Below are 18,891 nucleotides of genomic sequence, written 5' to 3'. Positions count from 1 at the left end.
CTAACCCTCTCCCCGGGGGGGAGAGGGGATAGGCGCGGGCGCGGGGGGAGGGCAACGCGATGACCAACCTCACCCTCGCCCTCCGCCTTGCCCGGCGGGAGCTGCGCACCGGACTGAAGGGCTTCTGGGTCTTCCTCGCCTGCCTTGCCCTCGGCGTCGCCGCCATCGCCGCGGTGCAGTCGGTGTCGAGCGGCTTGCTCGACGGGCTGGCCAATGACGGGCGCTCCATCCTCGGCGGCGACATCGCGTTGCGGCAACTCTACAGCCCGCCGGCCGACGAGCAGATGGCGGCGCTGACCGCCGGCGGCCGGGTCTCGACCTCTGCCGAGATGCGGGCGATGGCCCGTGCCGACGACGACGTCCGCTCTTCGCTGGTCGAGTTGAAGGCGGTCGACGACGTCTACCCGCTCTACGGCACAGTCACCCTGGTGGGCGGCGGCGACCTGCGGGACGCGCTGGCGCAGAAGGATGGCCGCTGGGGTGCGGTGATCGAGGCGAGCCTCGTCGACCGGCTGGGCGTGAAGACCGGCGACACCATCCATGTCGGCGAGGGCGCCTATCGCGTCGCCGCCGTGCTGGACCGCGAGCCGGACCGCGCCTCCTCCAACGCCTTCTCGCTGGGGCCGCGCCTGATGGTGGCGCTGCCGTCGCTGTCGGGCACCGGGTTGCTGCAACCCGGCAGTCTCACCTGGTGGAGCGCCAAGGTGGCGCTGCCGCCGGAAACCGACCTGAAGGCGTGGCAGGAGAACCTGCGCACCCGCTTTCCCGACGCGCCCTGGCGGATGCGCGACTACACCAACGCCTCGCCGCAGATCGAGCGCTTCATCGACCGCATGACGCTGTTCCTGACGCTGGTCGGGCTGACGGCGCTGCTGGTCGGCGGCGTCGGGGTGGGCAATGCGGTGCGCAGCCATCTGGACTCACGCGCCCGCACCATCGCCATGATGAAGTGCATCGGCGCGCCGGGCGCGCTGGTGTTCCAGCTCTATCTGGCGCAGATCCTGGCGCTGGCCCTGCTGGGCATCGTCATCGGGCTGGCGCTGGGCGCCGTTGCGCCGCTGGCGCTGGGACGGCTTCTCGACGGCGTGCTGCCGGTGTCCGCCCAGATCGGCGTCTATCCCGGTGCATTGGCGCTGGCCGCCCTCTATGGCGTGCTGACGGCGCTGACCTTCTCGCTCTGGCCGCTCGGCCGGGCGCGGGAAGTGCCGGCCGGCGCCCTGTTCCGCGACGTGATCGCCCCGGCCGCCGGCCGGCCGCGCATGCCCTACACGCTGGCGATGATCGCGTCGGCGGTCGCGCTCGCCGGACTGGCGGTGCTGACCGCCCATAACAAGATCTTCGCCCTGTGGTTCGTCGGCGGCTCCATCGCCACCTTCATCGCCTTCCGCGCCGCGGCGGCGCTGGTCACCTGGGGCGCGAAACGCGTGGGCCGTGTCCGTCGTCCGGGATTGCGGCTGGCGCTCGCCAACCTGCACCGGCCGGGCAACCCTACGGCGGCGGTGGTGCTGTCGCTCGGGCTCGGCCTGACGGTGCTGGTCGCCATCGCGCTGATCCAGGGCAATTTCTCCCGCCGGGTGTCGGAGACGATCCCGCAGGACGCCCCCAGCTTCTTCTTCGTCGACATCCAGCGCGACCAGTTCGATCCCTTGCGCGACCTCGTCACCGGCATCCCCGGCACCAGCGCCTTCGAGGCGGTGCCGAGCCTACGCGGCCGGATCGAGCGGGTGAACGGACAGGACGCCGAAAAGGCGCTGGTCAACCCGGAGCAGGCCTGGATCCTGGCCGGCGACCGCGGCATCACCTATTCGGCGACGTTGCCGAAGCATTCCACCGTCACCGCCGGTAGCTGGTGGGCGGCCGACTATGCCGGCCCGCCGCTGATCTCCATCCACCAGAGTGTCGCCGAGGCTTTCGGCATCGGCCCCGGCGCCACGCTGTCGATCAACATCCTGGGCCGCAGCATCGAGGCCACGGTCGCCAACATCCGCGCCGCCGATTTCAGCAGCATGGCGATCAATTTCACCATGGTCTTCGCCCCCGGCACGCTGGAAGGCGCACCGCAGACCTGGGTCGCCACGGTCCGCGCCACGCCGGATGCCGAAACGCAGGTGCAGCGCGCCGTACTGCAGCGCTTCCCCAACATCACCATGGTGCGGATCAAGGACGCGCTCGATACGGTGTCGGAGATGCTGGGCCATATCGGCACCGCGGTGCGCATCGTCGCCGGCATCACGCTCGCCGCCGGCACGCTGGTGCTGGCCGGGGCGGTGGCAGCCGGCCATCGCCGCCGGGTCTACGACGCGGTGGTGCTGAAGGTGCTGGGGGCGACGCGCGGCGACGTACTGCGCGCCTTCCTGCTGGAATACGGGTTGCTGGGCCTGCTGACCGCGGTCATCGCCGGCGGCATCGGCACGCTGACCGCCTGGGCGGTGCTGCGCTTCCTGATGCATTGGGAGTGGAGTTTCCTGCCGTCGGCGGTGGTCACCACGGCCTTGCTCAGCACGGCGATCACGCTCGCTTTCGGGTTCTATGGTACTTGGCGGGCATTGGGGCAACCGTCCGCGCCATTGCTTCGCAACGAGTGATTCCCTCGGCAGAAAGCGGTAGCAAAAACGAAACGTGAAAGCTTTTTCATCTTGGAGAACCGCTGCCGATTCCTATTGAACCGATTTGCGGACTCGCCAATATGTCATGGCGACGGGATCACCCTATTCCACCGAGGAAACCAACATGGCAGACCCGACCTATAACCGCTTCGCGACCGCAGGCCGCGCGACAGATCGGGGATACTTCGACGAAGGCCTGCGCCAGCACATGCTGCGCGTGTACAACTACATGGGCGCCGGCCTTATTCTGACGGGCCTGGTCGCCGCACTGGTGTCGTCCAGCCCGGCCATGATGGCGGCCATCTTCGGCACTCCGCTGAAGTGGGTGGTGATGCTGGCCCCGCTGGCGTTCGTCATGGTGCTGTCCTTCGGCATCCAGCGCCTGTCCTTCGCATCGGCACAGATGATCTTCTGGGCTTACTGCGGCGCGATGGGCCTGTCGATGTCGGCCATCTTCCTGGTCTTCACCGGGGCGTCGATCGCGCTGACCTTCTTCGTCACCGCCGCGACCTTCCTGGCGATGAGCCTGTACGGCTACACCACGAAGGCCGACCTGTCGAAGATGGGCTCGTTCCTGATGATGGGCGTCATCGGCCTGGTCATCGCCGGCTTGGCGAACATCTTCTTCCAGTCGCCGGCCCTGCACTTCGCGATCTCCGCGATCGGCGTGCTGATCTTCACCGGCCTGACCGCCTACGACACCCAGTCGATCAAGGAAAGCTACGCCGAGGGCTACGATCACGAGAGCACCGGCAAGCTGGCCCTGATGGGCGCCCTGACGCTCTACCTGGACTTCATCAACCTGTTCCAGTTCCTGCTGCAGTTCCTGGGCCAGCGCAACAACGACTGAGCCTGAAGACGCCTGATCGGACAAGCATCAGCCGCCCGGAAGCACCCGCTTCCGGGCGGTTTTCTTTTGCGTCCATTCAGGACTCCATCGTCACCGCATCGCCGAGCCTGAGGCCGAGCATGCGGTCGGCCCGCCCGCGGTTGACGGCGATCTCTGCCAGCCCGTTGGAGTTCCCGTACCACAGCGGCTCCCCCGGCCCGACCGCGCCGAAGGTGCGGGCATGGACGATGCGGGTGCCGGCGGCGCTCAGCACCGCATCGGCGGGCAGGGCGGATGCCCGCATGCCCGTCATGGCGTTGCCATAGACATCGACATAGACGATGCGCGCCAGTTCGTCGGGCCAGTCGGGACGGTCGATGGCGGCACGGGGGAGCGGGCTGCGCTCAACCGGCCGGCCTGTGGCGAGGCTGGCGGCGACGGGGGCGAACAGGTCGCGGCCGTGGAAGCTGGCGGACAGCCGGTCCGGAATCCAGTCGATGGTCCAGGCGTTTAACGACGTTGCGCGGCGGGCGGTCAGGGCGAACAGGCCGTTGTCGGGGCCGACGAACCAGCGCCCATCGGCCTCCACCATCACCGGCCGCCGGTCGGTGCCGACACCCGGATCGACGACGCAGAGAAAGACGCTGCCGGTGGGAAAGGCCGCGGCGTAGGCCGCCAAAAGGTAGGCCGACAGCTGTGGGTCGAAGGCGGGAGCGTCGGCGAACAGGTCGATGACGGGGACGGTTGGCGCCTGCTGCGCCAGCACCGCCTTCATCTGGCCGGTGTAGGGGCCGGAGAGGCCGAAGTCGGTGAAGAGCAGGATCATGGGGGAAGTGTAGCGCTGCCGGGCGGGGTATGTCAGGGGGGACGTTGGACCCCCACCTAACCTCCCCCGCTGGGCGGGGGAGGGACTGCCGTCGCCCACCCGCACAAGCACTCATCTTCTCCCCGCCCAGCGGGGGAGGATCAAGGTTGGGGTATAACTTTCCCTCACACCGACTTCGTATCCAGCGCATACCCCGCCGACCGGACAGTGCGGATCAGGTCCAGCTCGTCCACCTCGTTCATCGCCTTGCGCAGGCGGCGGATGTGTACGTCGACCGTACGCGGCTCGACGTACACATCATGGCCCCACACCAGATCGAGCAGCTGTTCGCGCGAGAAGACGCGGCCGGGATGCTGCATGAAGTGGCGCAGCAGGCGGAATTCGGTCGGGCCGAGATGTACGTCCCGGCCGTTGCGACGTACGCGGTGGGCGGCCAGATCCATCGTCACGTCGGCGAAGGTCAGCACCTCGTCCGTCATGCCGGGCGACGCACGGCGCAGCACCGCGCGCATGCGCGCCACCAGCTCGGTTGGGGAGAAGGGCTTGGTGATGTAGTCGTCGGCACCGGAATTCAGGCCGCGCACCCGGTCGCCTTCCTCGCCGCGGGCGGTCAGCATGATGATCGGGATGTCGCGGGTCTTGGCGTTGCGGCGCAGCTGGCGGCAGACCTCCAGCCCGCTCATCAACGGCAGCATCCAGTCGAGCAGCACGATGTGCGGCGTCTGTTCGCCGGCGGCCAGCAGAGCCTCCTCGCCGTCGCTGGCGGTGGCGACGCGGAAGCCTTCCTTTTCCAGGTTGTACTTCAACAGCGTCAGAATGTCGGCCTCGTCCTCGACGACCAGGACGAGCGGCTTCAGGGCCGCGTTCATGGAGGCTCCGTTCACAGCGCGCGTCTCGACGTTAACCGGCATGGGACAGCCTTTTCAACAAAGGAGGGAAGGGGCGCAAAAATCAGGCAGGGCTCAAGGGCGGGGCTCGGGGCAGGGCTCTCAGCCGTATCGGCCGGTGATGTAGCCCTGGGTGCGCTCGTCGCGCGGGTTGGTGAAGATTTCCTCGGTGTCGTCGCACTCCACCATCTCGCCGAGATGGAAGAAGGCGGTGCGCTGCGACACGCGGGCGGCCTGCTGCATGTTGTGGGTGACGATGACGATGGTGTAGTTGGCCCGCAGCTCGTCGATCAGCTCCTCGATATGGGCGGTCGCGATGGGGTCGAGCGCCGAGCAGGGCTCGTCCATCAGGATCACCTCGGGGCTGACGGCAATAGCGCGGGCGATGCACAGCCGCTGCTGCTGGCCACCGGACAGGCTGGTGCCGGGCTCGCGCAGGCGGTCCTTCACCTCGCCCCACAGGCCGGCGCGCTTGAGGGAGGTTTGCACCACCTCGTCCAGTTCGTCGCGGCCGGAAGCGAGGCCGTGGATGCGCGGGCCATAGGCGATGTTGTCGTAGATCGATTTCGGAAACGGGTTCGGCTTCTGGAACACCATGCCGACGCGGGCGCGCAGCTGCACCGCATCAACGGCCTTGCCGTAGACATCCTCGCCGTCCAGCGCGATCCGTCCCTCGACCCGGCAGCCCTCGACGGTGTCGTTCATCCGGTTCAGGCAGCGGAGGAAGGTCGACTTGCCGCAGCCGGACGGGCCGATCAGCGCCAGCACCCGGTTCTCGTGGATGTCGAGGTCGATGCCCTTCAGCGCTTGCTTGGCACCGTAGAACACCTTCACCCCACGGGTGGTCATCTTGGCCGGCAGGTCGGCGCCGGAACGCTGCCCAGGGTGTTGACCGGGGCGCTGGTCGCCGCGAGGCCGCAGCTTCAGCTGGCCCGGAATGCCGCTCGGGATGCCGCTTGTAATGCTCATGGGGCGCTCACCACCGTCTCTCGAAAATCTTGCGCAGGATCACGGCCGTCCCGTTCAGCAGGATCAGGACGCCGAGCAGGATCAGGATCGCCGCCGAGGTGCGTTCGGTGAAGGCACGCTCCGGGCTGTCGGCCCACATGTAGATCTGAACGGGCAGCACCGTGGCGCTGTCGGTCAGCCCGTGGGGCACGTCGACGATGAAGGCGACCATGCCGATCATCAGCAGAGGCGCCGTCTCGCCCAGCGCGCGGGCCATGCCGATGATGGTGCCGGTGAGGATGCCGGGCATCGCCAGCGGCAGCACATGGTGCAGAACCGTCTGCAGGGGCGAGGCGCCGATGCCCAGCGCCGCCTCGCGGATCGACGGCGGCACCGCCTTCAGCGCGACGCGGGCCGAGATGATGATGACCGGCAGCGTCATCAGCGCCATCACCAGCCCGCCGACCAGCGGGGCGGAGCGCGGCATGCCGAAGAAGCCCAGGAACACGGCGAGACCCAGCAGGCCGAAGATGATCGACGGCACCGCGGCGAGGTTGTTGATGTTCACCTCGATCAGATCGGTCCAGCGGTTCTTCGGCGCGAATTCCTCCAGATAGACCGCGGCGGATATTCCGACCGGCACCGACAGCGCCATGGTCACCAGGAGAGTCAGCAGCGAACCGACGACGGCGCCGCCGATGCCGGCCTGTTCCGGTTCGCGGCTGTCTCCGGCGGTGAACAGGGTGGTGTTGAAGCCCTGCGCCAACGTGCCGGAGGCCAGCAGCGCGTCGGCCGCGGCGATCTTGGCGTCGCTGAGGCCGCGCTCGCTCTCCGGCAGGTCGCGGCGGTAGCGGCCCTTCACCAGCTGGTCGATCTCGTCGTCGGCGCGCACCCAGACGGTCAGAGTGGTGCCGACCAGCGCCGGGTTCTTGGCGACCATCGCCTCCAGCTCGTAGGGCGCGCCCGACGACAGCAGGTCGTTCAGCACGCGTTTGCCGGCGCGGTCGGTCACTTGCGGGAATTGGGCATGGAGCGCCCGGCGCAGCAGGGGGGTGTAGTTGCGCTCGGCGACCTCGGCCGGGTCCAGCGTCACCTCCAGCCTGATCCGCGCCTCCCAGAAGGCGGTGCTGCCCTTGGCGACGATCGAGCCCAGCAGAACCACCAGCATCAGCGCCGCCAGCGCCACTGCCGCCGCGCCGGCCAACCGGAAGCGGCGTTCGGCGGCATGGCGGGCGCGCAGGCGGCGGGCGAAGGCCTCGCTCCTGACGCGCGACTTCGCCGGAGTGTTGGAGCCGGGGGAGGAGGCAGGGGAGGGCGTCACGGCCGACACGTCCTGCTCGACGAGGTCAGTCATATTTTTCCCGATAGGTCCGGACCACCCGCAGGGCGACCATGTTGAGGCAGAGCGTGACGAGGAACAGCACGAGGCCGAGGCCGAAGGCCGACAGCGTCTTCGGGCTGTCGAACTCCTGGTCGCCGACCAGCAGCGTGGCGATCTGGGTGGTGACGGTGGTCACCGCCTGCAGCGGGTTGGCGGTCATGTTGGCGGTCAGGCCCGACGCCATGGTGACGATCATCGTCTCGCCGATGGCGCGGCTGACCGCCAGCATCACCGCGGCGACGATGCCCGGCAGCGCCGCCGGCAGAACGACTTGCTTGATCGTCTCCGACTTGGTGGCGCCCAGGCCGTAGGAGCCGTCGCGCAAGCTCTGCGGCACCGCGTTGATGACGTCGTCGGACAGCGAGCTGACGAAGGGGATGATCATCACCCCCATGACGATGCCGGCCGCCAGCGCCGATTCCGAACTGACGTCCAGCCCCAGCGCCTCGCCCACCGAGCGGACGAAGGGCGCCATGGTCAGCGCGGCGAAGAAGCCATAGACCACGGTCGGGATGCCGGCCAGAATCTCCAGAGCCGGCTTCAGCCAGGTGCGCACACCGCGCCCGGCATATTCAGACATGTAGATCGCCGCCATCAGCCCGACCGGCACCGCCACCAGCATGGCGATGACCGTGATCAACAGCGTGCCGGCGAACAGCGGGATCGCCCCGAAGGACCCGCTGGAGCCGACCTGATCGGCCCGCATCGCCATCTGCGGGCTCCAATGGGTGCCGAACAGGAAGTCGAGCGGCGAGACGACGGTGAAGAAGCGCAGCGCCTCGAACAGCAGCGACAGGACGATGCCGACCGTGGTCAGAATGGCGACCATCGAGCAGACGATCAGCGCCACCCGCACCACCCGCTCCACCACCGGGCGGGCGCGCAGGTCCGGGCCGATGCGGTGGCGGCCCCAGGCGAGGCCGGCGACCGCCAGGCTGGCGCCGACGGCCAGCAGGCTCCAGTCGGCAAGCTCGCGCAGCTCGGCATAGCGTCGGGCGGCATCCTGCACCAAGGGGTCGGGCTCGCGCCCGGTGGCGATGCCGCGGGCGAGGTTGAGGATGTCCGCCTTCAGCAGGGCGACCGACTGGCCGTCGCCGGTGGTCAGCCGCTCCGGCAGGGAGGACAGGACCAGCTGCATGGCCAGCCAGCCTTCCGACGCGGTCCAGGCCACGAACAGCAGCAACGCCGGCAGCCCGGCCCACAGCGCGACATAGACGCCGTGGTAGGAGGGGACCGAATGCAGTTCCGCCACCCGCCCGCCGACGGACGCCGCTGCCCGCGACCGGCCGGTCATGAAACCGATTACGGTGAGCAGGGCCAGGATCAGGGCGAGAAGGGTCAGCTGCATGCGGGATGCCCGGAGGGAGAATGGGTGGTCAGAACTGCAGCGGCGTCAGGCCGACCGCCTGGGTGCGGGCGGCGTCGCGCAGGGCCTTCGGCTCCGGGATCAGGCCCTTGTCGACCAGATAGCCGTCCTCGCCCACCGCGCGTTCGGAGGTGTATTCGCCGATGAATTCGCGGATGCCCGGGATGACGCCGGCATGGGCGGTCTTGACATAGATGTAGAGCGGACGCGCCAGCTCGTACTGACCGGCCGCCACCGTCTCCGCCGTCAGTTCCACCCCGTCCATCTTCGCCGCGCGCAGCGTGTCGCGGTTCTGGTCGAGATAGCTGTAGCCGAAGACGCCAAAGGCGTTGGGGTTGGCGGTCAGCTTCTGGACGATCAGGTTGTCGTTCTCGCCGGCTTCGACATAGGCGCCGTCCTCGCGGATGGTCATGCAGGCACGCTCGCGCGCCTTCTCGTCGGGGACCGCCTTGGCGACCTCGCCCACCTTCTTGCAGCCCTCCAGCATCGCCAGCTCGTTGAAGGTGTCGCGGGTACCGGAGGTGGGGGGCGGGCCCAGCACCTCGATCGTCGCCTTGGGCAGCGTCGGGTCGATGTCCGACCACAGCTTGTACGGGTTGGCGACCAGGGCGCCGTTCACCGGCACCTCCTTTGCCAGCGCCTTCCACAGCACGACGGTCGACAGCGACACCGGCGCCGCCTTCTTGGACGAGGCCAGCGCGATGCCGTCATAGCCGATCTTCAGCTCGGTGATCGTGGTGACGCCATTGGCGGCGCACTGGTCGACCTCCGACTTCTTGATGCGGCGCGAGGCGTTGGCGATGTCGGGATGGGCCGGGCCGACGCCGGCACAGAACAGCTTCAGCCCGCCGCCGGTACCGGTGGACTCGATCACCGGCGTCTTGAACTTGCCGGTCTTGCCGAAGGCTTCGGCCACCGCGGTGGTGAAGGGAAAGACCGTGGAGGAGCCGACCGCGCGGATCTGGTCGCGCGACTGCGCCGAAGCGGGGGTGGCGGCGAGGGCGAGGACAAAGCCCAATCCCAGGCCCAGGGCGGTCGCTGCGAAGACATGGGTCCGGGTGGTCACGGGTGCCCTCCTTGGAGAAACGGAGACTGGTCCATCGGAATGGCGCGGACCATAGACCCGGAGGGCGACCGATTGATTGCGTTTTTATGACACTTTCATGACACGGTCACAGAACGGCTCTTCCCCTCTCACCCCCCACCAAATCCCCTCTCCCCCCTGGGGAGAGGGTTAGGGTGAGGGGGACGCGCGGTGGGAGCTTTGGGAACGATACGCAACGCTTCCCCCTCACCCCGCCCCTCTCCCCAGGGGGGAGAGGGAGATTGTGAAGAGGGAGAAGAAGGCTCGGCCGGCAGATAGACCGTGAAGGCGCTGCCCACCCCCACCTCGCTTTCGATGGTCAGGCGTCCACGATGGCGGTTCAGGATGTGCTTGACGATGGCGAGCCCCAGCCCGGTGCCGCCCATGGCGCGGGACCGCGCGGCATCGACGCGGTAGAAGCGTTCCGTCAGGCGGGGCAGGTGGGTGCGGGCGATGCCGTCGCCATGGTCGCGCACCGACACCGACACCATGGATGTGCCGCTGCGCACCACGCGCTTGTCCTTCGCCATGGCACCGGTGGGTGTAGGCAGCCCCGCAAAGCCCACCGCCATGCCGTCGGCGAGCGCCACGGTGACGGTCACGTCGGTGTCCTCGCGCGTGTATTTGATCGCGTTGCTGACCAGATTCTGGAAGACCTGGGTCAGCTGGTCCTCGTCGCCGACGACATAAGGCAGGGATTCCGGCGCTTCCAGCCGCAGGCGGATGCGGCGCTGGGCGGCCTTCAGCTCCAGCGCGGCGATGACGTTCTCCAGCTCCTCCACCACATCGACCCGGCCGTTGGGCGGCATATGCTCGTCCAGTTCGATGCGGGAGAGCGAGAGCAGGTCGTTGACAAGCCGAGTCATGCGGTTGGCCTGGTCGTGCATGATCGACAGGAAGCGGTCCTGCGCCTCCGGATCGTCGCGCGCCGGGCCGCGCAAAGTCTCGATGAAGCCCAGCAGCGAGGACAGTGGCGTGCGCAGTTCGTGGCTGGCATTGGCGATGAAGTCGGCGCGCATCTGCTCCGACCTGCGGGCGGCGGTGACGTCGTGCAGGGTCAGGATCGCCATGCGGGCGACGGTGGGTGGACGCGGCGCCGGATCCTCCTCGATCTCGCCATCCAGCAGAGAGGGGTCGGGTTCCGGCACCAGCCGCTGGAAAGGCTTCACCTGCGCCTCGAAGCTGCGCTCCACCGGCACCGGCAGCGTGAATTCGATGATGCGCGACGCACCGCCGCGCAGGACAGAATCCACCGCCTCCAGCACCGTCGGCGTGCGCAGGGAGGAGGCAAGGTCGCGGTCCACCACCTTGTCGCCGAACAGCTCCCGCGCGGTCTGGTTGGCCCGCACCACCTGCCGCTCCGCATCCATCAGCAGCAGCGGGGCGGGCAGGGCGTCGATCACCGCCTCGTCCGCGTCCAACTGCATCCGCACGCTTTCCACCCGGCGCAGGCCGACCCGATGCAGCCGGCCGATGGTCGCTGTCAGTGCCTTCTGTGCGGGCGACGTGCCGGCCGGAGCCAGCGGTTCGTCGGCCTCCGCCAGACGGGCGGCATAGTCGGTCATCGCATCGGCATCGCGCCGGTAGGTGCGCAGGACCAGCACCGCGCCCGCCAGCGCCAGCGCCGCCGCGACCAGCGCCAGCCCACCATGCAGCACCCCGACATGAACCGACCAGGCCAGCACGCCCAGCAGGGGCACAAGCATCAACAGGATCGCGGTCAGCAGCGGAGTGGGCGGCGACGCCTTCAGGCGCATGGGAACGGCACCGGATATGGGGGTGGATGGGCAGGCAGCGTGACGATCAGCCCTTCTACACCATCGTCGCGCATGCCGCGCGGCGGTCACAAAAGATTCATGGCCGGAACTGTGCGGTCCTTCGTTGACTCCAATTTCCTGGAACTTTATTCTATCATCATGGAGAACGCAAAAACCGACATCGACAGCCGCCTTGCCGCCCGCCTGCGTGCCTTGCGGGCGGACCGTGGACTGACCCTTGACGGATTGGCCGAACGGTCGGGCGTCAGCCGTTCCATGATCTCTCTGGTCGAACGGGGGGAAAGCAGCCCGACTGCTTCAGTCCTCGACCGGCTCGCCGCCGGGCTGGGCGTGACGCTGGCAGCCCTGTTCGCGGAAGCGGAGCGGGAAGATGCCAACCCCGTCGCCCGTCGCGCCGATCAGGTCGCCTGGACCGACCCCGCCACCGGCTATCGCCGCCGCAACCTGTCGCCGCCAGGCTTCCCGTCGCCTATCGAACTGGTGGAGGTGGAGCTGCCGCCGGGCACCCGAGTTTCCTATGACAGCGGGAACCGTGCCGCGACGGTGGAGCAGCAGGTCTACCTTCTGGACGGCACCATTGACCTGACGGTGGGGGAGGTGACGCACCGCCTGTCCACCGGCGACTGCCTCGCCATGCGGCTCGACCGGCCAACCGGCTTCCACAATCCGACGGACCGGACGGCGCGCTACGTCGTGGCGCTGACCACCGACGGACGCCCAGCCTTAAACGCCGTTAAACGCTGAAGGAGCATGTCTATGGACAGCGCTTGCGTGGACTCCGGACGAGTGAGGGAAGGAAGCGAAGCCGCCGCCGTGACGGTGCGCACGCTGTCGGGCCCGCAAGCCCATGCCGCCGTGCCGGGGCTGACCGATGTGCTGCTGGATTGTGTGGCGGGCGGCGCCTCGGTCAGCTTCATGGCACCGCTCGACCGCGCCACCGCCGAAGGCTTTTGGCGAAACGTGGCAATGGGAGTTGAGCAAGGCGACCGCATCCTGCTGGTGGCTGAGGACGGGGAGGACATGCTGGGCACCGTCCAGCTGGTGGTCAGCCAGCCGCCGAACCAGCCCCACCGCGCCGACCTGTCCAAGATGCTGGTCCATCGCCGCGCCCGCCGCCGTGGCGTCGGCGCCGTCCTGATGCAGGCCGCCGAGGATGCCGCCCGCGCCGCCGGCAAGTCGCTGCTGGTGCTCGACACCGCCTCGCCCGATGCCGAACGCCTGTACACCCGCGCCGGCTGGGTGAAGGTCGGCGTCATCCCGAACTACGCCCTGTGGCCGGAAGGCGGGTTCTGCGACACGATATACTTCTACAAGGCGTTGGGGTGATGGATGATTCTCCTTCTCCCCCCTGGGGAGAAGGTCGGGATGAGGGGGTTCGGCGTAGCCGAAATTAGTCCTGCCTATGCGTCCCCCTCACCCTAACCCTCTCCCCGCTATCGGCGGACCTATGGTCCGCCTGTCGCGTCAGCGCAAACGAAGTTTGCGCGAGAGCGGGGGAGAGGGGATTTTTAGAAAGAGCGCCTCAAATCACCACGGCAGCGAGTCATGCGCCGCCAGGGCTGCGGCGGTGACGATGTCGTTGACAGATGCGCCCATGCTGACGATCTGCGCCGGCTTGTCCAGGCCGATCAGCAGCGGGCCGATCATCTGGCCGCCGGCCATCTTGTTCAGCAGCTTGGCCGAGATGTTGGCCGAATGCAGGCCGGGCATGATCAGCACGTTGGCCGGTCCGGACAGCCTCGAGAACGGGTAGACCCGCTTCATCAGCTGGTAATCCAGCGCCACGTCGGCCGACATCTCGCCGTCATACTCGAAATCGACCCGGCGGCTGTCGAGGATCGACAGGGCCTCGCGCAACGGATCGGTGTTCGGGTGCGGCGTCTGGCCGAAGTTGGAGAAGGACAGCATCGCGATCCGCGGTTCGTGCCCCATCTGCCGGGCCTTGGCCGCGGCACCGATGGCAATGTCGGCCAGCGTCTTGCCGTCGGGGCGGACATGGACGGTGGTGTCGGCGATGAAGACGGTGCGGCTGCGGGTGATGAACAGGTGCAGGCCGAACACCGGCTCGCTCGCCTTTGGGTCGATGACCCTACGGAGTTCCTCGTACGCGACGCCGAAGCTGCGGGTCAGGCCGGTCACCATGGCGTGTGCATCGCCCTGCGCCACCATGCAGGCGGCGAAGACGTTGCGATCCTGGTTGACCATCCGCTGGCAGTCGCGCAGCAACGCACCCTTGCGCTGCAGGCGGCGGTAGAGATGGTCGGCATAGCGGCGGTTGGCATCCGACAGGCGGGCGTTGTGGATCTCGAACTGGACGTTGGGCTGGCCCATCGCCACCAGCTGTTCCCTGATCACCTCCTCGCGGCCGATCAGCACCGGCGTGCCATAGCCGTGGGCACGGAAGGCCATGGCGGCGCGGATCGTCCGCTCCTCCTCGCCCTCGGCGAAGACGACGCGGCGCGGGTTGGTCCGCACCTTCTCCAGGATCAGCTCCAGGCTGTCGGCGGTCGGATCCAGGCGGGTGCGCAGGCTGTGCTTGTAGCTGGTCAGGTCGAGGATCGGCTTGCGCGCCACGCCGCTTTCCATCGCCGCCTGGGCGACGGCGGCCGGGACGGTGACGATCAGGCGCGGATCGAAGGGCACCGGGATGATGTAGTCCGGACCATAGCGCAGCCGGCGCCCCGAATAGGCGGCATCGACCTCGTCCGGCACGTCCTCACGCGCCAGTGCCGCCAGCGCCTTGGCGGCGGCGACCTTCATCGCCTCGTTGATGGTGGTGGCGCGGACGTCCAGCGCGCCGCGGAACAGGTAGGGGAAGCCCAGGACGTTGTTGACCTGGTTCGGATAGTCGGAGCGGCCGGTCGCCACGATGGCGTCGCTGCGCACCGCCTTCACCTCTTCCGGCGTGATCTCCGGATCGGGGTTGGCGAGAGCGAAGATGATCGGCCTGGCGGCCATCGACTTCACCATCTCCGGCGTCATCGCCCCCTTGGCCGACAGGCCGACGAAGACGTCGGACCCGGCCACCGCCTCTTCCAGCGTGCGCTTGTCGGTATCGACGGCGAAGGACGACTTCCACTGGTTCATGCCGCTGGTGCGGCCGCGATAGACCACGCCCTTGGTGTCGCACAGGATGATGTTTTCACGTGAAACACCCATCGTGCAGAACAGCTCGGCGCAGGCGATGCCCGCCGCGCCGGCACCGTTCACCACCATCTTCACGTCTTCGATCTTGCGGCCGGTGATGTCGCAGGCGTTGATCAGGCCGGCGGCGGCGATGATCGCGGTGCCGTGCTGGTCGTCATGGAAGACCGGGATGTCCAGCAGTTCGCGCAGCCGCTCCTCGATGATGAAGCAGTCGGGCGCCTTGATGTCTTCCAGGTTGATGCCGCCGAAGCTGGGGCCGAGGAAGCGCACACAGTTGACAAACTCGTCTACGTCGCGGGTGTCGACCTCCAGGTCGATGCCGTCGACGTCGGCGAAGCGCTTGAACAGCACCGCCTTGCCTTCCATCACCGGCTTGCCGGCCAGCGCGCCCAGGTCGCCCAGCCCCAGCACCGCGGTGCCGTTGGAGATGATGGCGACGATGTTGCCCTTGGCCGTGTAGTCGTAGGCGAGCGACGGATCCTCGGCGATGCGGAGGCAGGGGACCGCCACGCCGGGCGAATAAGCCAGCGCCAGATCGCGTTGGGTGGTCAGCGGCTTGGTCGGGGTAATTTCCAGCTTGCCGGGCCGGCCGCTGGAATGCAGCAGCAGGGCCTCTTCGTCGGTGACGCGCTTGGTGTCGGACATGGATGTCGTGTTCCTCAACGGAGTGTGCAGCCCGTCGGTCGTCGTTGATGCCTTTTTGTGCGGTGCGCTGCCGACGGTGGGGCAGCGATGGTATACGCCGAACGCGCAACTCGCCAAGCCTCGATCAGCGCCATTTTGTACGAATCATGCACTTTTCTGCCGATTAACGACACATCCAGTTTGTTTGCCATCCCATCCAATTCGTCTCCGCCCCGTCCATTGCCGCGCTCGCACGCCGGCACCGGACGGCAGGTGGGACGCCATGCTGGACTGGGACGGGCGGAGCCGTTAGCTTGCCGGCCCATTGCAACCGACCTTCGGAATGATGCCCATGCGCCCCTCCGGCCGCGCCTTCGACCAACTGCGCACCGTCTCCCTCGAACCCGGCTTCAGCCGCTATGCCGAGGGCTCCTGCATGGTGCGCTTCGGCAACACGCATGTGCTGTGCACGGCCAGCGTCGACGAGACGGTGCCGCGTTTCCTGAAGAACACCGGGCTCGGCTGGGTCACCGCCGAATACGGCATGCTGCCGCGCTCCACCCACAGCCGCACCGACCGCGAGGCGGCGAAGGGCAAGCAGTCCGGCCGCACCCAGGAGATCCAGCGCCTGATCGGCCGCGCGCTCCGCGCCGTCACCGACCGTTCGGCGATGGGCGAGAAACAGATCAAGATCGACTGCGACGTCATCCAGGCCGACGGCGGCACCCGCACCGCTGCCATTACCGGCAGCTATGTCGCCCTGCATCTGGCCTTCCAGCACCTGATGCAGATTGGCGCGCTGAAGACCATGCCGCTGACCGATCAGGTCGCCGCCGTGTCCTGCGGCCTGTTCCAGGGCAACGCCGTGCTCGACCTCGACTATGACGAGGACTCCAAGGCCCAGGCCGACGCCAACTTCGTCCTGACCGGCAAGGCCGGCATCGTCGAAATCCAGGGCACCGCCGAGGAAACCCCCTTCTCCGAGCCGCAGTTCATGGAGCTGCTGGCGCTCGCCCGCAAGGGCGTGAACGAGCTGGTGGCGTTGCAGAAGCAAGTCCTCGGCATCAAGTAAGGCCGTATCAGCCAGAGGTTCATCACCATGTCCGCTCCCCGCCGCTTCACCGGCGACACCCTCGTCATCGCCAGCCACAACAAGGGCAAGGTGCGCGAGATCGCCGACCTGCTCGGCCCCTATGTCGCCAATTTCACCTCGGCCGGGGAGCTGGGCCTGCCCGAACCGGAAGAGACCGGAACCACTTTCATCGCCAATGCGGAGCTGAAGGCCAAGGCCGCGGCGGCCGCCGGCCATGTCGCGCTCGCCGACGACAGCGGGCTGGTGGTGCCGGCGCTGAACGGCGATCCCGGCATCTATTCCGCCCGCTGGGCCGGCCCGGCCAAGGACTTCGCCATGGCGATGCGGAAGGTCGAGGACGGGCTTGTCGGCAAGAGCGACCGCAGCGCCTATTTCGTCTGCGCCCTGTCGCTCGCCTGGCCGGACGGCCATGTCGAGACGGTGGAGGGCCGCTGCTACGGCACGCTGGTCTGGCCGCCGCGCGGGCCGCACGGCTTCGGCTATGACCCGATGTTCCTGCCGGACGGCCACGGCCTGACCTTCGGCGAGATGGATCCGGCCAAGAAGCACGAGATGAGCCACCGTGCCGACGCCTTCCGCCAGCTGGTGGAGCGGTGTTTCCGGTGAGTGTTTCTGATCCTGGTTTTGCCGGCCCCGGTTTTGCCGTCTACGTCCATTGGCCCTTCTGCAAGTCGAAGTGCCCGTACTGCGATTTCAACAGCCATGTCCGCGAGCGCGTCGACCACGACCGCTGGCGGGCCGGACTGCTGCGCGAACTGGACCATTACGCCGACCTGACCGCCGGACGCACCGTCACTTCGATCTTTTTCGGCGGCGGCACCCCGTCGCTGATGGAGCCGGCAACGGTCGGCGCCATCATCGACCGCGTCGCCCAACGGTGGGCCGTTGCCGACCAGCTGGAGGTGACGCTGGAGGCCAACCCGACCTCCGTCGAAGCCGACAAGTTCCGCGCCTTCCGCACCGCCGGGATCAACCGCGTTTCTCTCGGCATCCAGGCGCTGGACGATGCCAGCCTGAAGTTCCTCGGCCGTCAGCACAATGCAGCGGAGGCCACCGGCGCCATTGAACTGGCGGCGCGGACCTTCGACCGCTTTTCCTTCGACCTGATCTATGCCCGTCCCGGCCAGACGGTGGCGGCCTGGCAGGCGGAGTTGGCGCGTGCGCTGGATTACGCCGTCGGCCATCTCTCGGTCTATCAGCTGACGATCGAGGAAGGGACGGCCTTTTACCCGCTGCATGCCCGCGGCGAACTGGTGCTGCCCGACGAGGATCTGGCCGGCGATCTCTACGAGGCGACGCAGAGCCAGCTTACGGCGGCCGGGCTGCCGGCCTATGAGATTTCCAACCACGCCCGTCCGGGCGAGGAAAGCCGCCACAACCTGACCTATTGGCGCTATGGCGATTATGTCGGCATCGGTCCAGGTGCCCATGGGCGGCTGACGCTGGACGGCGAGAAGTTCGCGACCCGCGCCCACCGCGCTCCGGAAATCTGGCTGGAGCGGGTGGAACGCGATGGTCATGGTGCCGCCGCTCCCGACCCGATAGAGCGCGACACCCGTGGAACCGAGCTCCTGATGATGGGGCTGCGCCTGAGCGAAGGGGTGCGGCTTGCCCGTCTGGTGGAGGAAACCGGCCGGACGCTGGACGATTTCGTGGAGCCCGCGGGATTGTCCCGCCTGATCGAAGGCGGCTTCCTGACCCGAGATGCGGATCGGCTCACTGCGACATCGGAGGGGCTACAGCGACTGAACGCGGTCCTCAGCGCGATTTTGGCGTAAGATCCACCGGTTTTGAACCGGGAAAGGGCAGGGGATGCGCATCAGTCTGATTGTGGCCGCTGCGATGAACGACGTGATCGGCCGCGATGGCCGATTGCCCTGGAACCTTCCCGGCGATCTGCGCCGGTTCAAGCAGCTGACCATGGGCAAGCCGGTGCTGATGGGCCGCAAAACCTGGGAGTCGCTGCCGCTGCGCCCGCTTCCCGGCCGCGACAACCTCGTCGTCAGCCGTCAGACGGCGTTCGGCGAGCATGACGGTGCCCGCTGGTTCTCCGGGTTGGGAGCCGCCGTGTCCTGGGCGCAGGAATCCGGTGCGGCGGAGCTCTGCGTGATCGGCGGTGCCGCGCTGTTCCGCGAGACTCTGCCCATCGCCGATTGCCTGCATCTGACCCGCGTTGAGAGCGCGGTGAACGGCGACACGCTGATGCCGCCCATCGGTGCGGAGTGGGTCGAAGTCTGGTCGAGCGCCCCCATGGAAGAGAACGGGCTGTTCTACCGCTACATCGACCTGGAGAAGGTGCGGGGGTAGGGGGCGAACCAGTTC

The 18,891-nt window shown here is 67.8% G+C and carries 16 protein-coding genes; 8 read left to right on the top strand and 8 right to left on the bottom strand.

The genetic code is table 11. The annotated features are described in order from the left end of the window. The first annotated feature begins 59 nt into the window (after window positions 1–59). Window positions 60–2,585 carry an FtsX-like permease family protein gene (locus J2Y49_RS00675; RefSeq protein ID WP_310110891.1) on the top strand — a complete coding sequence of 842 codons (2,526 nt, stop codon included), beginning with the start codon at window positions 60–62 and terminating at the stop codon, window positions 2,583–2,585. 145 nt (window positions 2,586–2,730) lie between these two features. Then, on the top strand, window positions 2,731–3,456 hold the full coding sequence (locus J2Y49_RS00670) for a Bax inhibitor-1/YccA family protein (protein ID WP_310110889.1): 726 nt from the start codon (window positions 2,731–2,733) through the stop codon (window positions 3,454–3,456). Window positions 3,457–3,532: 76 nt separating this feature from the next. Here the strand turns inward: J2Y49_RS00670 and J2Y49_RS00665 are convergent, their stop codons facing one another. From J2Y49_RS00665 to J2Y49_RS00635, 7 genes are all read right to left on the bottom strand, one after another. Beyond that, complete coding sequence (locus J2Y49_RS00665) at window positions 3,533–4,261, bottom strand: SAM-dependent chlorinase/fluorinase (RefSeq protein WP_310110886.1); 729 nt, start codon at window positions 4,259–4,261, stop codon at window positions 3,533–3,535. Between the two features lie 164 nt (window positions 4,262–4,425). Beyond that, window positions 4,426–5,130: a phosphate regulon transcriptional regulator PhoB gene (gene phoB, locus J2Y49_RS00660; protein WP_310110883.1), complete on the bottom strand. Its 705-nt coding sequence runs from the start codon at window positions 5,128–5,130 to the stop codon at window positions 4,426–4,428. 120 nt (window positions 5,131–5,250) lie between these two features. Then, complete coding sequence (gene pstB, locus J2Y49_RS00655; protein WP_310113279.1) at window positions 5,251–5,997, bottom strand: phosphate ABC transporter ATP-binding protein PstB; 747 nt, start codon at window positions 5,995–5,997, stop codon at window positions 5,251–5,253. Between the two features lie 127 nt (window positions 5,998–6,124). Continuing rightward, window positions 6,125–7,450 (bottom strand): phosphate ABC transporter permease PstA, encoded by a 1,326-nt coding sequence (gene pstA / locus J2Y49_RS00650; protein ID WP_310110882.1) that lies wholly within the window; start codon window positions 7,448–7,450, stop codon window positions 6,125–6,127. Continuing rightward, window positions 7,443–8,825: a phosphate ABC transporter permease subunit PstC gene (gene pstC / locus J2Y49_RS00645; RefSeq protein WP_310110880.1), complete on the bottom strand. Its 1,383-nt coding sequence runs from the start codon at window positions 8,823–8,825 to the stop codon at window positions 7,443–7,445. The genes pstA and pstC overlap by 8 nt, the downstream gene beginning before the upstream one ends. A gap of 28 nt (window positions 8,826–8,853) precedes the next feature. Continuing rightward, window positions 8,854–9,909: a PstS family phosphate ABC transporter substrate-binding protein gene (locus tag J2Y49_RS00640; RefSeq protein WP_310110877.1), complete on the bottom strand. Its 1,056-nt coding sequence runs from the start codon at window positions 9,907–9,909 to the stop codon at window positions 8,854–8,856. Window positions 9,910–10,037: 128 nt separating this feature from the next. Then, the gene (locus tag J2Y49_RS00635) at window positions 10,038–11,684 is read right to left on the bottom strand and encodes an ATP-binding protein (RefSeq protein WP_310110874.1); all 1,647 of its coding nucleotides are present in this window, start codon (window positions 11,682–11,684) and stop codon (window positions 10,038–10,040) included. Window positions 11,685–11,843: 159 nt separating this feature from the next. On the opposite strand from J2Y49_RS00635, the gene J2Y49_RS00630 reads away from it, so the two are divergent. Both J2Y49_RS00630 and J2Y49_RS00625 read left to right on the top strand, forming a co-directional pair. Beyond that, on the top strand, window positions 11,844–12,449 hold the full coding sequence (locus J2Y49_RS00630) for an XRE family transcriptional regulator (RefSeq protein WP_310110871.1): 606 nt from the start codon (window positions 11,844–11,846) through the stop codon (window positions 12,447–12,449). 42 nt (window positions 12,450–12,491) lie between these two features. Then, window positions 12,492–13,031 carry a GNAT family N-acetyltransferase gene (locus tag J2Y49_RS00625; protein WP_310110869.1) on the top strand — a complete coding sequence of 180 codons (540 nt, stop codon included), beginning with the start codon at window positions 12,492–12,494 and terminating at the stop codon, window positions 13,029–13,031. A 201-nt stretch (window positions 13,032–13,232) separates the two neighbouring features. Here the strand turns inward: J2Y49_RS00625 and J2Y49_RS00620 are convergent, their stop codons facing one another. After that, window positions 13,233–15,497, bottom strand: coding sequence for an NADP-dependent malic enzyme (locus J2Y49_RS00620; protein WP_310110866.1), 2,265 nt, complete (start codon window positions 15,495–15,497; stop codon window positions 13,233–13,235). Window positions 15,498–15,828: 331 nt separating this feature from the next. Between J2Y49_RS00620 and rph the strand changes: the two genes are divergently transcribed. Genes rph through J2Y49_RS00600 form a run of 4 tightly spaced genes read left to right on the top strand, consistent with a single transcriptional unit; the run spans window position 15,829 to window position 18,876 of the window. Then, complete coding sequence (rph, locus tag J2Y49_RS00615) at window positions 15,829–16,548, top strand: ribonuclease PH (RefSeq protein WP_085086951.1); 720 nt, start codon at window positions 15,829–15,831, stop codon at window positions 16,546–16,548. A gap of 27 nt (window positions 16,549–16,575) precedes the next feature. Further along, window positions 16,576–17,175: an RdgB/HAM1 family non-canonical purine NTP pyrophosphatase gene (gene rdgB, locus J2Y49_RS00610; RefSeq protein WP_310110859.1), complete on the top strand. Its 600-nt coding sequence runs from the start codon at window positions 16,576–16,578 to the stop codon at window positions 17,173–17,175. Beyond that, window positions 17,163–18,347 (top strand): radical SAM family heme chaperone HemW, encoded by a 1,185-nt coding sequence (hemW, locus tag J2Y49_RS00605; protein WP_310110857.1) that lies wholly within the window; start codon window positions 17,163–17,165, stop codon window positions 18,345–18,347. Before rdgB ends, hemW begins: the two co-directional genes overlap by 13 nt. 34 nt (window positions 18,348–18,381) lie before the next feature. Next, entirely contained in the window at window positions 18,382–18,876 is a 495-nt protein-coding gene (locus J2Y49_RS00600; RefSeq protein ID WP_310110855.1) for a dihydrofolate reductase, read from the top strand. Window positions 18,877–18,891: the final 15 nt, after the last annotated feature.

The sequence above is a fragment of the Azospirillum sp. BE72 genome (assembly GCF_031455875.1).
Classification (GTDB): Bacteria; Pseudomonadota; Alphaproteobacteria; order Azospirillales; family Azospirillaceae; genus Azospirillum.
Note: the sequence above shows the minus strand (reverse complement) of the source record. Positions and strands in the feature narration are given on the sequence as shown.